This is a genomic window from Neisseria animalis (assembly GCF_900636515.1).
Lineage (GTDB): Bacteria > Pseudomonadota > Gammaproteobacteria > Burkholderiales > Neisseriaceae > Neisseria > Neisseria animalis.
Map to the genome: position 1 here is coordinate 1808335 of NZ_LR134287.1, position 14011 is coordinate 1822345.

Here is a 14011-nt window from a genome sequence, read left to right on the forward strand (position 1 = left end):
GCGCAAGTTATATTGACAACAGCCGGTACGAATGATTTTAACAACAGGCATACCGGCGCCATATGCCTGCACCGCCATACCGCCCCACCCCTACCGCTTTTTGCAGACGGCATTTTCCATGTCCGACCACCGTATCAACCACGAACCCGCCTTCCTACTTGCCTCCACCCCGTGGCGCGAAAGCAGCCTGTGGCTGGAAATGTACAGCCGCCGCTACGGACGGGTTGCCTTACTGGCGCGCAGCGCACGCAAACGCATGAGCGAATTGCGCGGCATACTCGTACCCTTCGTTCCCATCAGCGCATCATGGTACGGCACTCAAGAATTAAAAACCCTGCACCGCGCCGAATGGCTGGGAGGCTGGCAACAACCGCAAGGGCGCGCCTTATTCAGCGGGCTGTACATCAACGAAATCATGCTCAAAATGACTGCGCGTGAAGACCCTCAACCCGAATTGTTCGACAAACTTTCCGCAACCCTGCAAACCGTCTGCACCGAAAACAACCACATCGCCGCCCTGCGACGCTTTGAATGGACCATGCTGACCCTGCTCGGACACGCACCCGATTTGCATCACGACCAAGACGGTTTGCCCGTCCGCGCCGACAAACAATATTGGCTCATGCCGCAAGACGCGTTACGCCCGTATTCTCCAAACGATACCCCGCCGCCGCAAGGCATAACCGTAGGAGGAGATGTTTTAATCCAACTGCGCGACGGCGAATTTGCAGACGGCTTTGCCCTGCAGCAATCTTTAAAAATTACCCGCCTGCTGCTGGATTTCCACCTGCCCGACGGCATTACTTCCAGACAGGTATTGCAGCAGCTACAACAATTCCAAACGGCATAAAATACAGACGGCATACTCCGTAATTCGTGGAATATGCCGTCTGTATTTTGCACCATTCCCCTTAAATATCATCAAATACAGCAGAATTGCACAAAATATAGTCGAATAAAATGAGAATGAGACAAGGCAGCGAAGCCGCAGACAGTACAGATAGTACGACAAGGCAAAGCAACGCAGTATCATTCTTATTTTAAAAGACTATAAAACAAGTCAGCCAAACCGCAGACAATACAGCGAATATGAAGCGGCAGAGCGGCTGCTTCAGCAGATTGGTCAAGCCCCCTCTTTTAATCAAGGTGCAGCAACGCCGTATCATGCCGAGTCGAACAACTCAATCGTCAGCCACCGTAAAGAACCGCAGCGGACAACGCGCCGCAAACCCACGGTACGGCAAATACGACTATATTGTTTCGTTTTGATTGGAACAGGCATACCTCAAGCCAACCCCAAGCGTAATCGTATCCCCCAAACAGCAAAAACCTCCGCAAGCAAAATGCCTTACGGAGGTTTGGTAACACCTGAGCAGTGTTTTCAAACGGCTTCTTACATCATGCCGCCCATACCGCCCATGCCGCCCATATCAGGCATTGCCGGTTTTTCTTCCGGGATTTCGGCAATCATGCAGTCGGTAGTCAGCATCAGGCCGGCGATAGATGCGGCGTGTTGCAAGGCAGAGCGGGTAACTTTGGCAGGATCCAATACACCCATCTCAATCATGTCGCCGTATTCGCCGCTACCGGCGTTGTAACCGAAGTTGCCTTTGCCTTCCAACACTTTGTTCACGACCACGCTCGGTTCGCCGCCGGCATTGGCAACGATTTGACGCAGCGGAGACTCGACGGCGCGCAATACGATTTGTACGCCCGCGTCTTGATCGGCATTGCCGGTGTGCAGGTTTTCCAAAGCGGAACGCGCGCGCAACAGAGCAACGCCGCCGCCGGCCACCACGCCTTCTTCAACGGCAGCACGGGTAGCGTGCAGCGCATCTTCCACGCGGTCTTTCTTCTCTTTCATTTCCACTTCGGTCGCCGCGCCGACTTTGATAACGGCCACACCGCCGGCCAGTTTTGCCACGCGCTCTTGCAGCTTCTCTTTGTCGTAATCGCTGGTTGCCACTTCGATTTGCTGGCGGATTTCGGCCACACGGCCTTCGATTTGGGCAGCATCGCCGAAACCGTCGATAATGGTGGTGTTTTCTTTGCCGATTTCAATGCGTTTTGCCTGACCCAAGTCTTCCAAAGTCGCTTTTTCCAGAGACAGGCCGACTTCTTCGGAAATCACCGTACCGCCGGTCAGGATGGCGATGTCCTGCAACATGGCTTTGCGGCGGTCGCCGAAGCCCGGAGCTTTTACGGCAACGGTTTTCAGAATACCGCGGATATTGTTCACCACCAAAGTTGCCAAGGCTTCGCCTTCGACATCTTCGGCGATAATCAGCAGCGGACGGCTGGTTTTGGCGATTTGTTCCAACACCGGCAACAGGTCGCGGATATTGCTGATTTTTTTGTCGAACAGCAATACAAACGGATTATCCAACGCAGCGATTTGTTTTTCCGCATCGCTGATGAAGTAAGGCGACAGGTAGCCGCGGTCGAACTGCATACCTTCCACCACGTCCAGCTCATTTTCCAAAGATTTGCCGTCTTCAACGGTAATCACGCCTTCTTTGCCTACTTTTTCCATCGCTTTGGCAATGATGTCGCCCACCTGCTCGTCAGAGTTGGCGGAGATGGAACCTACTTGGGCGATTTCTTTGGAAGTTTCGCAAGATTTGGAAATATTTTTCAACTCGCCTACCAGTGCGGCAACCGCTTTGTCGATACCGCGTTTCAGGTCGGTAGGATTCATGCCGGCGGTAACGTATTTCATACCTTCCGCCACGATGGCTTGCGCCAGCACGGTTGCGGTGGTCGTACCGTCACCGGCCACATCGTTGGTTTTGGAGGCAACCTCTTTCACCATTTGCGCACCCATGTTTTCGAATTTGTCTTTCAATTCGATTTCTTTGGCTACGGTTACACCGTCTTTAGTGATGTGCGGGCCGCCGAAAGCACGGTCCAATACCACATTGCGGCCTTTCGGACCCAAAGTGACTTTTACCGCATTCGCCAGCGTATTCACACCGTTTACCATTTTTTGGCGGACTTCGTTACCAAACTGTACATCTTTTGCTGCCATGTTTTAGCTCCAAAATTTTAATCATTGAATGAATAAGGTTTGATGCCGTCTGCAAAACAACCTACCGCTTTTTCAGACGGCCTAACGTACCGGGGACAACATAAAGCGCGGCGCAACAGTTGAAATACTTGCCGTTTCGGCCCGTTTCCGATTCTGTAAAACGGTATGCCCGCCGCCCGCACTTTCTTTCGTACTTACTCGACGATGCCGAAAATATCCTCTTCGCGCATTACCAGCAGTTCTTCACCGTCTGCTTTGACGGTCTGGCCACTGTATTTGCCGAAAATCACCTTATCGCCGACTTTAACGTCCAGCGCACGGCGTTGGCCGTCTTTGCCGACTTTACCGGCACCTACGGCAATTACTTCGCCCATATCCGGTTTTTCAGCAGCAGCACCCGGCAAAACAATACCGGATGCGGTTTTTTCTTCTGCTTCCAAGCGTTTTACGACTACGCGGTCGTGTAAAGGACGGATGGTCATGTTTTTTCTCCAAAAAATCAGATTGTTTGATAAAAGAAACCGCAGCCGCAGCAATACCTGCCGCCGCAATACCAAGCAAAGTGGAGTCGGCAGCGGCAAATTCAAGTCCTCCCGCACAGAAAAAACACACCCGCCCTGCCACAATATCCGAAAGTGCCGTCTGCAAATCCCTTTAGCACGCCCTGATGCAACCATCGGCAAAATTTACAGAAAAATAAATTTATTACAAAACAAAAAGATTTTCATTTCCTCATTTATAAACGTTGACACAAGATTTGCAAACAATTACCATTTGCTATTGATAATTGTTGTTATTTATCTCTGTTCAACATGAAGTGATTGCCACAAAAGAGGAACTGTCATGAAAAAAACCATTCTTGCCGTTGTCATCGGTAATGCTTTTGCCCTGCCCGTACTGGCGGCAAGCGAGCCGCAGCAAAATGTTACGCTTGACGAAGTAACCGTCAAAGCCGACCGTCAAGGGACGAAAGTCAAAACCAACCTTGTTACCCTGCGTGAAAAAGACGAAAAAACCGCCACTGATTTGCGCGGCCTGCTGTCCGAAGAGCCTTCTATCGACATCGGCGGCGGCAACGGCACTTCCCAGTTTCTGACCATCCGCGGCATGGGGCAGAACTCTGTGGACATCAAAGTCGATAACGCCTACTCCGACAGCCAGATTCTTTACCACCAAGGCCGTTTCATCGTTGATCCTTCCATGCTGAAAACCATTTCCGTACAAAAAGGCGCGGGTTCTGCCAGCGCGGGCATCGGCCAGACCAACGGTGCAGTTATCGCCAAAACCGTTGACGCAACCGACCTGCTCAAAGGCACGGACAAAGACTGGGGTGTAAAACTGAATGCGGGTTACGCCAGCAACGACGGTAGAAGTTACGGCGCGACCGTGTTCGGACGCGCAGGAGAACATGCCGATGCCCTGTTCTCGTTCAACCGCAACGATGAAGACAACTACAAACCGGGCAAAGGCTATACCAATGCAACCGGCGGCAAAACCCTGCCTTACAGCGCACTGGACAAACGCGACTACTTGGCGAAAATCGGTATCAACGCCGGCGATCACCGCATTGTTTTGAGCCGCATGCAAAACCAGCACCGCGGCACCCGTCTGGTGCGTGAAGAGTTTGCCATTGCCGAACCGCGTCTGAGCCTGCAACGCCAAGCCCCCGCCTACCGCGAAACCACGCTGACCAACAACAACATCGAATGGACGGCAAACAATCTGGGCTTTATCGACAAACTCGAAGCCAACGCCTACCTGATGGAAAACAAACGCTATTCCGCCGACGACAGCGGCTGCGGCTACTGCGGCAATATCGAGGGTCCGACCAAGACCACCATCACCACCAAAGGCGCGAACCTGAATCTGGACAGCTACATCAACGATACCCTGCTGAAATACGGCGTAAACTACCGTCATCAGGAAATCGAGCCCCACGCCTTTCTCAGCCGCACCCACTCTTTGGTTAATCCAACCAAAGCCGACAGCGGCGTATATGTAGAAGCCATTCACGACATCGGCGACTTTACCCTGACCGGCGGCCTGCGTTATGACCACTTCAACATCAAAGCACACGACGGAAAATCCGCTTCAGGAAGCAAAGTCAATCCGAGCGTGGGCATCATCTACCAACCGACCGACACACTCAGTTTCAGCGCGACCCACAACTACGCTACCCGCAGCCCGCGCCTGTATGACGCACTGATGAACCACGGCCGCCGCGGTGTCGTTTCGATTGCAGACGGCATCAAAGCCGAACGCGCCCGCAATACCGAAGTCGGCTTCAACTATGACAACGGAACATTTGCCGTCAACGGCAGCTACTTCTGGCAGAAAATCAGCGATGCGATTGCCAATCCGCAACAACGCCACGATGCCAACGGCAATCCTATCGAAGGCACACGCGAAGCGACCAACGCCGGTTATATCAAAAACAAAGGCTACGAGCTGAACGCTTCTTACCGCAACGGCGGTCTGATTGCCCGTGTCGGCGTAGCGCACAGCAAACCGCGTATTTACGACACCCACCCGGACAACCTGCTGAGCGACAATCCGGAGTTTGCCGTACAAGTCGGCCGCACTTGGACTGCCGAACTGGCATACCGCTTTGCCAAACCGAACTTGGAACTCGGCTGGCGCAACCGCACGGTTGAAAAAGCCAAAGGCTCGGTATTGGTACGCAACAACAACGGCGGTGTCGATGAAGTCAAACGCGACAGCTTCAACGTTAACGACATCTACGCCAACTGGAAACCGACAGGCAAAGACAACCTGAACGTAAACTTCTCTGTCAACAACGTGTTCAACAAATTCTACTATCCGCACAGCCAACGCGCAGCCGTAACCACCCCGCCGGGTACGGGTCGCGACTTCCGCTTGGCGGTAAACTACAAGTTCTAAGATTGGGACACGACAATGCCGTCTGAAAATTTTTCAGACGGCATTTTTACGGTTTGACGCAACCGCGACAGCCAACAAATTTTCAGCAGGACAAACAACACCGCAAAGCAAACCGCAGCACCAGCCGCAATCAAAGACACAGAACGGGCTAAAGCAGCAAGTCGCGGAAAACCCTACGAATACAGCAAAGCAAACCGGTAGCGTATCCGGCCGAATGGAGAAGGCAATCAATTACACAAAAAATTCTTGTCTAATTTGCAGACGGCCTTTTTATCGCCTTTATCGCCGAATGACACAGAATAATGACACAGAATGAAGCAAAGCCGCAGACTGCACAGACCATACGGTTCGGCAGACTTGCTGTTTCATCAATTTGGTCAAACTCCCTTTTTCGAGCAATGCGAAACCACGCCGTATCATGCCGTGTTCAATCAAACAAACCTACCCCCTATTGCAGACGGCATGAACCACCGTGCAGCTGTCTGCAAATTTCCGCAAACCGCCGCCCGCCCCCTTGCCGTCTGTACCGTTTTATGCCAAAATGCAAAAGATAATAATTCCCAACATTAAGGAGTATCTCTTGAAACATTCCAAATTCGCTTTGGCACTCTTCGCCACATTCGCCCTTGCCGCCTGCTCGCCATCTGAAAAAGCCGCCGCGCCGGAAGCCGGTGCATCTGCCGCCGCACATGACCACTCAGCGGCGGAAAGCGTAAGCGTTGTCACCGCTCGCGGTGAGACTGCCGTACCGCTCAAGCCGGAGCGCATCGCCGTGTACGATTTGGGCATGATTGACACCTTGGGCAAACTGGGCGTACCCATCGGCGCATCAATCGACGAATCCCGTTTGGAATACACCCAAGATACGATTAAAGACGCAGTAAAGGCAGGTACGCTGTTCGAGCCGAATTACGAAGCACTCAATGCCTACAAACCGCAATTAATCATCATCGGCAGCCGCGCCGCAAAAGCATTTGACCAACTCAATGCCATCGCACCGACCATCGAAATGACCGCCGACACCCAAAACCTGAAAGCCAGTTCGCAAGAACGCATTAGCGCATTCGGCAAGATTTTCGGTAAAGAAGCCGAAGCAGAAAAACTGAACGCGGAAATCGAAGCCGCTTTTGAAACCGCCAAACAAGCCGCCGCAGGCAAAGGCAACGGCTTGGTTATTTTGGTCAACGGCGGCAAACTGTCGGCCTACGGCCCGTCTTCGCGCTTGGGCGGCTGGCTGCACAACGACATCGGCATTCCCGCCATCGATACCGCAATTAAAGAAGGCAGCCACGGCCAGCCCGTTACATTTGAATACATCAAACAGAAAAATCCCGACTGGCTGTTTGTATTAGACCGTGGTGCCGCCGTCGGCGAAGAAGGCACAGCTGCCAAAGACGTGCTGGACAACCCGCTGGTTGCCGACACTACCGCTTGGAAAAAAGGCCAAGTCGTCTATCTCGTTCCCGAAACTTATTTGGCGGCAGGCGGCGCACAAGAGCTGCTGAATGCAACCAAACAGGTTACGGATGCGTTTAACGCGGCGAAGTAAACATCTTCTTGCATGATTTCAATGCAACAGGCCGTCTGCAAAACAGCCCTCATCAAGTTTCGATTTCAATGCGGTATTTTGCAGACAGCCTTTTTCTGTTTAAAAGTTGAAAAATAAAGTTGCCAGACAACAGCAAATTTGAAGCCAAGCATTAAAACCGCAGACGGCACAGATTTTTCGGGTCGGCGTGCTTACTGATTCATCAGCTTAGCCCAAACCTTTCTTTGGGCAAGGTGCGGCAACGATGTGTTATTCGGTGTTGCATGGTCGTAAATGCAATAAAGGCCGTCTGCAAAACAGCCTCATCAAATTTCGATTTCTATGTATAGTCGAATAAAATAAGAATGAGACAAGGCAGCGAAGCCGCAGACAGTACACATAGTACGGCAAGGCAAAGCAACGCTGTATCATTCTTATTTTAAATGACTATAGTATTTTGCAGACGGCCTTTTTCTGTTTAAGAGTTAAAAAATAAAGTTGCCAGACAACAACAAATTTGAAGCCAAGCATTAAAACCACAAACGGCGCAGATTTTTCGGGTCGGCGTACTTACTGATTCATCAGCTTAGCCCAAACCTTTCTTTGGGCAAGGTGCGGCAACGATGTATCGTTCGGTGTTGCATGGCCATATTTCCGACAATGGATAAAAACGAAAATAGGCCGTCTGCTTTTCAGGCATAAAAAACCGCAACAGACAAATCGTCTGCTGCGGTTTTTTCCACACTTGATTAACCGTGCAATGCGCGCTTGTCGGCAGCCAACGCCGCTTCGTGCACCACTTCCGACAGAGTCGGGTGTGCATGAATGATGCGGGCGATGTCTTCGCTGCTGGCGGAAAATTCCAAACCGGTTACGCCTTCGCTGATCAGTTCGCTCACTACCGGGCCGATCATGTGTACGCCCAAGATGCGGTCGGTCTTGGCATCTGCCAATACTTTAACCGTACCTTTGGCTTTACCCATCGCCAATGCGCGGCCGTTTGCGCCGAAACCGGACGTACCTTTTTTGTATTCGATACCTTCGGCTTTGAGCTGCTCTTCGGTTTTGCCTACCCAAGCGATTTCAGGGTCGGTGTAAATCACAAACGGTACGTTGTTGAAATCGATATGCGGTTTCTGACCGGCAATACGTTCGGCCACGGCCACACCCTCATCGCTGGCTTTGTGTGCCAACATCGGGCCGCGTACCACGTCGCCAATCGCCCATACATTCGGCAAATTGGTGCGGCAATCGCCGTCCACTTTCACAAAACCGCGTTCGTCTTTTTCCAAGCCTACGGCTTCGGCGTTCAATCCGTTGGTGTTCGGAATACGGCCGATGGCAACAATCAGTTTGTCGAATTGTGCGGTATGCGCTTCGCCTTTGGCGGTTTCGTATTGTACGGTTACGCCGTTGTCGGCAGATTTGATTTCGCCGATTTTCACGCCCAGTTCAATCGCCAAGCCTTGTTCTTTGGTGAAGTATTTGAACGCTTCTTTGGCAATTTGCTGGTCGGCAGCAGCCAAGAAAGTCGGGGCGGCTTCGAGAATGGTTACTTCCGCGCCGACGCGTTTCCATACCGAACCCATTTCCAAACCGATTACGCCCGAGCCGATTACGCCGAGTTTTTGCGGTACGGCGGTCAGGTTCAATGCGCCTTCGTTATCCAATACGTTGATATTGTCGATGGCGATTTGCGGCAGCGGACGCGGTACGGAGCCGGTAGCCACGATAACGTGTTTGGCTTCGACAACGGTTTTCTCGCCTTTGTTGTCCACTTCGATTTGATACAAGTCGCCGTTTTTGCCTTTAAAAGAGCCCAAGCCGTGCAGGCTGTCCACTTTGTTTTTTTGGAACAGGAATTTCACGCCGCCGGTCAGCTTGGTTACGATAGCGTCTTTGCGCTCAATCATTTTGGCCGCATCGAATTTGATGTCGCCCACGGTAATACCGTGTTCGGCAAAATCGTGTTGTGCGGCATGGAAATGTTCGGAAGACTGCAGCAGGGCTTTGGAAGGAATACAGCCCACGTTCAGGCAGGTACCGCCCAACGCAGGGGCATCGCCTGCTTTGTTCACGCCCGCATCGATACAGGCGGTTTTGAAACCCAGTTGTGCGGCGCGAATGGCAGCTACATAACCGCCGGGGCCGGCACCAATTACGACTACATCATATTGAGACATTATCTATTTTCCTTGATATGGGAAACCGTAAAGGAAACAGGCCGTCTGCAAATCTGCGGACAAGGCAGTTGGCGAAAAGCTACAACACTCCGCCCTATTCTGCCGTTTTCCGCAGTATTTCCAAACAATCTTGGCTTATACGGTTTCCGGTATTTCTCGGTGTTACATAAATACAGACGGCATTTTGCGGAAAATACCGCAGTGATGCCGTCTGCAAATCGATTACAGATCCAACAACAGACGGGCCGGATCTTCCAGCGCATCTTTAATGGCCACCAGAGTCAGCACGGCTTCGCGGCCGTCGATGATACGGTGGTCGTAAGACAAGGCCAAATACATCATCGGGCGCACCACAACTTGGCCGTTTTCCACTACGGCGCGCTCTTTGGTGGCGTGCATACCCAAAATCGCAGATTGCGGCGGGTTGATAATCGGGGTGGACATCATCGAACCGAAAGTACCGCCGTTGGTGATGCTGAATGTACCGCCGGTTAAATCTTCCAAAGCAATTTTGCCGTCTTTGGCTTTTACAGCGTAATCCACGATGGCTTTTTCAATATCAGCAATGCTCATTTGGTCGGCATCGCGCAGAATCGGTACAACCAGACCGCGCGGGCTGCCGATGGCAATACCGATATCGAAGTAGCCGTGGTATACGATGTCGCTGCCGTCAACAGACGCATTGATAACCGGATATTTTTTCAGTGCGGCAACAGCGGCTTTAACAAAGAACGACATAAAGCCCAGCTTCACGCCGTGTTCTTTCTCGAATTTTTCTTTGTATTTGGCACGCAAGTCCATTACCGGCTTCATGTTGACTTCATTGAATGTCGTCAGAATGGCATTTTCTTGCTGCGAAGCCAACAGACGTTCCGCTACACGGGCACGCAGGCGGCTCATCGGTACGCGCTGCTCGGGACGGGCACCGGCCGGTACGGGTGCGGCAGCTTTAGGCGCAGCAGCAGGAGCAGCCGCTTTAGTGGCAGCAGCGTTTTGCACATCTTCTTTCAACACGCGGCCGTCGCGACCCGAACCTTGCAGGCTGTTGACATCCACACCGGTTTCGGCAGCCAGTTTGGCAGCAGCAGGCATGGCGGCAGCAGATTGTGCAGCGGCAGGAGCAGCCTCAGCAGCAGGTGCGGCTTCGGCGGCAGGCGCGGCGGCTGTTGCAGTAGCGGCGGTGTCGATGCGAGCCAATACTTGATCGGCAACAACGGTTTCGCCGTCTTGGGCAACGAGTTCCACCAATACGCCGGCTTGCGGTGCAGGTACTTCCAGCACAACTTTGTCGGTTTCGATGTCAATCAGGATTTCATCGCGAGCAACCGCTTCGCCAACTTGTTTTTTCCATTCCAACAGCGTGCCTTCTGATACGCTTTCGGACAACATCGGTACTTTTACTTCGATAATCATTTTGTGTCTCCGTATGGCCGTTTCAGACGGCCTGTGATTTGTTTGGCGGCAGTCCGCCCGCAGGAGGACTGCCTCTCCTCAAGATTAGATGGACAATGCGTCTTCAACCAATTGTTTCAGTTGGGCAACGTGTTTGCTCATGTAGCCGACTGCCGGTGACGCGCTGCTCGGACGGCCTGCGTAAGACAGGGTTTGTCGTTCGCCAATCACGCCTTCGATACGGTGGCGGATTTGGTAGAACGCACCTTGGTTTTTCGGCTCTTCCTGTGCCCACAGCACTTCTTTGGCATTCGGATATTTCGCCAGTTCTGCTTTTACTTCGGCATCCGGGAACGGATAGAGCTGCTCGACGCGGATAATCGCTACATCGTTTTCCAGCTTGCGTTCGGCGCGGCCTGCTGCCAAATCATAGTAAACTTGACCGGCACACAGAATCACGCGTTTCACGCTGCTGTTGTCGGCGCGCTCGACAGTATCGCCGATAACCGGACGGAAGCGAGAACCTTCGGTGAAGTTTTCCAGCGGACTCATCGCGCCTTTGAAGCGCAACAGGCGTTTGGACATGAAAATCACCAGCGGTTTGCGGTATGAACTCAACACTTGGCGTTGCAACAGATGGAACATTTGCGACGCTTCAGACGGCATGATGATTTGCATATTGTTTTCGGCACACAGTTGCAGCCAGCGTTCTACACGGCCTGAAGAGTGCTCGGGGCCTTGTCCGTCGTAGCCGTGAGGCAGAATGGTGGTCAAACCGCACAAACGACCCCATTTGGTTTCGCCGGACGACAGGAATTGGTCGATCACCACTTGTGCACCGTTGGCAAAGTCACCGAACTGGGCTTCCCAAATGGTCAGCTTATCCGGTGCGGAGCAGGCAAAGCCGTATTCGTAGGCCATAACTGCTTCTTCGTTCAAAATGGAGTCAATCACCAAGAACCCGGCAGCCCCATCGCCCATGTGCATCAACGGAACGTATGCGCCGTCGTCCCAGCGTTCGCGGTTTTGATCGTGCAATACGGCGTGGCGGTGTGAGAATGTACCGCGGCCTGAGTCTTCGCCGGAAATACGCACGCCCGCACCTTTGGTCAGCAGGTTGGCATAAGCGATGGTTTCGGCCATACCCCAGTCGATAGGCTGCTCGCCTTTGGCCATACCTTTACGCGCTTCGATAACGCGCTTGGCGGTCGGATGCAGGGCAAAACCTTCCGGTACGGCCGTAAATTTTTCAGCCAAGCGTTGGATGTCGGCAGCCGGAATACCGGTTTCCACATCTTCACGCCAATCATTGCCTTGGTATTTGCTCCAATCAATGCTGGTACGTTGGAAATTGCTCAATGTGGTTTGCTCGACGTGTTCGCCTTTATCCAATGCCTCACGATAAGCCTGTACCAAACCATCGGCTTCTTCGGCAGTTACCACGCCTTCGGCTACCAGCTGCTCAACATACATGGCACGGGCACCCGGATGCTGACTGACTTTTTTGTACATCATCGGTTGGGTCAGTGTCGGATCGTCGCCCTCGTTGTGACCCCACTTGCGGAAGCACACTACATCGATCACAATGTCTTTACCGAATTTTTTACGGTAGTCTAAAGCGGCTTGAATGGCAAAGCATACGCGCTCCGGATCGTCACCGTTGACATGGATGACCGGAGCCGCCACCATTTTGGCGATATCGGTACAATGTACGGTCGAACGGGTATCGCGGACATCGGAAGTGGTGAAGCCGATTTGGTTGTTGACCACGATATGAACCGTACCACCGGTGGTGTAACCGCGTGTTTTGGAAAGGTTGAAAGTGGCTTGGTTCACGCCCAAACCGATAAAGGCCGAATCGCCGTGAATCAATACCGGCAACACCTTTTCGCGACCGTTTTCACCCAAGCGTTTTTGCTTGGCGCGTGCAGAGCCTTCTACAACCGGATTCACGATTTCCAAATGCGACGGGTTGAATGCCAGCGAAACATGTATCGGGCCGTTCGGCGTAGCGATATCAGAGCTGAAGCCCATATGGTACTTCACATCGCCGCTCGGCAATTTAATCTCGGCGCGGCCTTCGAACTCGGCAAACAAATCGCCCGGTTTTTTACCCAGCGTATTGACCAATACATTCAGACGGCCACGGTGTGCCATACCGATAATGACTTCTTCCACACCGTCTTTACCGGCATGTTGGATCAGGTAGTTCAAACCTGCAATCACACTCTCGCCGCCTTCGATACCGAAACGTTTTTGACCGACGTATTTGGTATGAAGATAACGCTCCAGTGTTTCGGAAGCGGTTAACTCTTTCAGGATTTTACGTTTCTGTTCCGCATCGAAACGCGGTGTAGAAAGCACGCTTTCAAAATAGTTGCGCACCCAACTGCGTTCTTCAGCATTCGGAATGTGCATATATTCCAGAGCAATATGGCCGCAATAAGTTTGTTTCAGATTTCTGATGATATCGGACAGTGCCATTTTGCTGCTGCCGGAAAAATCATCGTCGCCGATGCTGAACTGAATCGCCATATCGGAATCGCTCAGACCATGAAACTTCGGATCCAAACCTTCCACATATTGCGGCGGCGTACGCTTCAACGGATCGAGCTGTGCCGCACCGACACCTTGGATACGGTAAGCCGACATCAGGCGCAAAACACCGACTTGTTTTTTCATCATGGCTTCATCAATACCACCGGCAATCGCAGCGGTAGCCTTGCTTTTTGCCAGATTGGCAAATGATTCGCGAATCGGAGCATGTGCGATGTCAACATTGACCGCACCCGGCTGCTTCGCCAAATCGCTGAAATACTGTTTCCAGTTTTCATCTACCGAATCGGGATTCTCCAAGAAGCTCTCGTATAACTCCTCGATATAAGGGGCATTAGAACCAAACAGATAGGAGAAATTGAGTTTATCATCCATCATGGTGGCGCTCTTTTCTTTAATGTATAAATAAAAGGGAGTTTGCAG

General features: G+C 52.1%; 9 protein-coding genes. 4 read left to right on the plus strand and 5 right to left on the minus strand.

What is annotated here, in order from left to right; genetic code table 11:
- Window positions 1–118 precede the first annotated feature (118 nt).
- Complete coding sequence (gene recO / locus EL111_RS08330; protein ID WP_123794728.1) at window positions 119–850, plus strand: DNA repair protein RecO; 732 nt, start codon at window positions 119–121, stop codon at window positions 848–850.
- A 543-nt stretch (window positions 851–1393) separates the two neighbouring features.
- On the opposite strand, the gene groL is transcribed toward recO, so the two are convergent.
- A complete protein-coding gene (gene groL, locus EL111_RS08335; protein WP_123794622.1) occupies window positions 1394–3028 on the minus strand; it encodes a chaperonin GroEL in 1635 nt (544 codons plus the stop codon).
- Between the two features lie 194 nt (window positions 3029–3222).
- Window positions 3223–3510, minus strand: coding sequence for a co-chaperone GroES (gene groES, locus EL111_RS08340; RefSeq protein WP_085363411.1), 288 nt, complete (start codon window positions 3508–3510; stop codon window positions 3223–3225).
- On the opposite strand from groES, the gene EL111_RS08345 reads away from it, so the two are divergent.
- The 3 genes from EL111_RS08345 to EL111_RS08355 all read left to right on the plus strand — a co-directional run bounded on the left by EL111_RS08345 (window position 3509) and on the right by EL111_RS08355 (window position 7478).
- Window positions 3509–3844, plus strand: coding sequence for a hypothetical protein (locus EL111_RS08345; RefSeq protein ID WP_123794623.1), 336 nt, complete (start codon window positions 3509–3511; stop codon window positions 3842–3844). The genes groES and EL111_RS08345 overlap by 2 nt on opposite strands.
- Before the next feature lie 27 nt (window positions 3845–3871).
- Window positions 3872–5929, plus strand: coding sequence for a TonB-dependent siderophore receptor (locus EL111_RS08350; RefSeq protein WP_123794624.1), 2058 nt, complete (start codon window positions 3872–3874; stop codon window positions 5927–5929).
- A gap of 541 nt (window positions 5930–6470) precedes the next feature.
- Window positions 6471–7478: a siderophore ABC transporter substrate-binding protein gene (locus EL111_RS08355; RefSeq protein ID WP_123794625.1), complete on the plus strand. Its 1008-nt coding sequence runs from the start codon at window positions 6471–6473 to the stop codon at window positions 7476–7478.
- A 728-nt stretch (window positions 7479–8206) separates the two neighbouring features.
- Here the strand turns inward: EL111_RS08355 and lpdA are convergent.
- The 3 genes from lpdA to EL111_RS08370 all read right to left on the minus strand — a co-directional run bounded on the left by lpdA (window position 8207) and on the right by EL111_RS08370 (window position 13966).
- Window positions 8207–9640 carry a dihydrolipoyl dehydrogenase gene (gene lpdA / locus EL111_RS08360; RefSeq protein WP_123794626.1) on the minus strand — a complete coding sequence of 478 codons (1434 nt, stop codon included), beginning with the start codon at window positions 9638–9640 and terminating at the stop codon, window positions 8207–8209.
- 222 nt (window positions 9641–9862) lie between these two features.
- Window positions 9863–11053: a 2-oxoglutarate dehydrogenase complex dihydrolipoyllysine-residue succinyltransferase gene (odhB, locus tag EL111_RS08365; protein WP_123794627.1), complete on the minus strand. Its 1191-nt coding sequence runs from the start codon at window positions 11051–11053 to the stop codon at window positions 9863–9865.
- An 84-nt stretch (window positions 11054–11137) separates the two neighbouring features.
- Complete coding sequence (locus EL111_RS08370; RefSeq protein ID WP_123794628.1) at window positions 11138–13966, minus strand: 2-oxoglutarate dehydrogenase E1 component; 2829 nt, start codon at window positions 13964–13966, stop codon at window positions 11138–11140.
- Between the last annotated feature and the right edge of the window lie 45 nt (window positions 13967–14011).

What these genes read in the sequence shown, in the direction of transcription:
- recO (WP_123794728.1), top strand. Translation starts at nt 119, where the DNA reads ATGTCCGACCACCGTATCAACCACGAACCCGCCTTCCTACTTGCCTCC.
- groL (WP_123794622.1), bottom strand. Translation starts at nt 3,028, where the DNA reads ATGGCAGCAAAAGATGTACAGTTTGGTAACGAAGTCCGCCAAAAAATG.
- EL111_RS08345 (WP_123794623.1), top strand. Translation starts at nt 3,509, where the DNA reads ATGTTTTTTCTCCAAAAAATCAGATTGTTTGATAAAAGAAACCGCAGC.
- groES (WP_085363411.1), bottom strand. Translation starts at nt 3,510, where the DNA reads ATGACCATCCGTCCTTTACACGACCGCGTAGTCGTAAAACGCTTGGAA.
- EL111_RS08350 (WP_123794624.1), top strand. Translation starts at nt 3,872, where the DNA reads ATGAAAAAAACCATTCTTGCCGTTGTCATCGGTAATGCTTTTGCCCTG.
- EL111_RS08355 (WP_123794625.1), top strand. Translation starts at nt 6,471, where the DNA reads ATGCAAAAGATAATAATTCCCAACATTAAGGAGTATCTCTTGAAACAT.
- lpdA (WP_123794626.1), bottom strand. Translation starts at nt 9,640, where the DNA reads ATGTCTCAATATGATGTAGTCGTAATTGGTGCCGGCCCCGGCGGTTAT.
- odhB (WP_123794627.1), bottom strand. Translation starts at nt 11,053, where the DNA reads ATGATTATCGAAGTAAAAGTACCGATGTTGTCCGAAAGCGTATCAGAA.
- EL111_RS08370 (WP_123794628.1), bottom strand. Translation starts at nt 13,966, where the DNA reads ATGATGGATGATAAACTCAATTTCTCCTATCTGTTTGGTTCTAATGCC.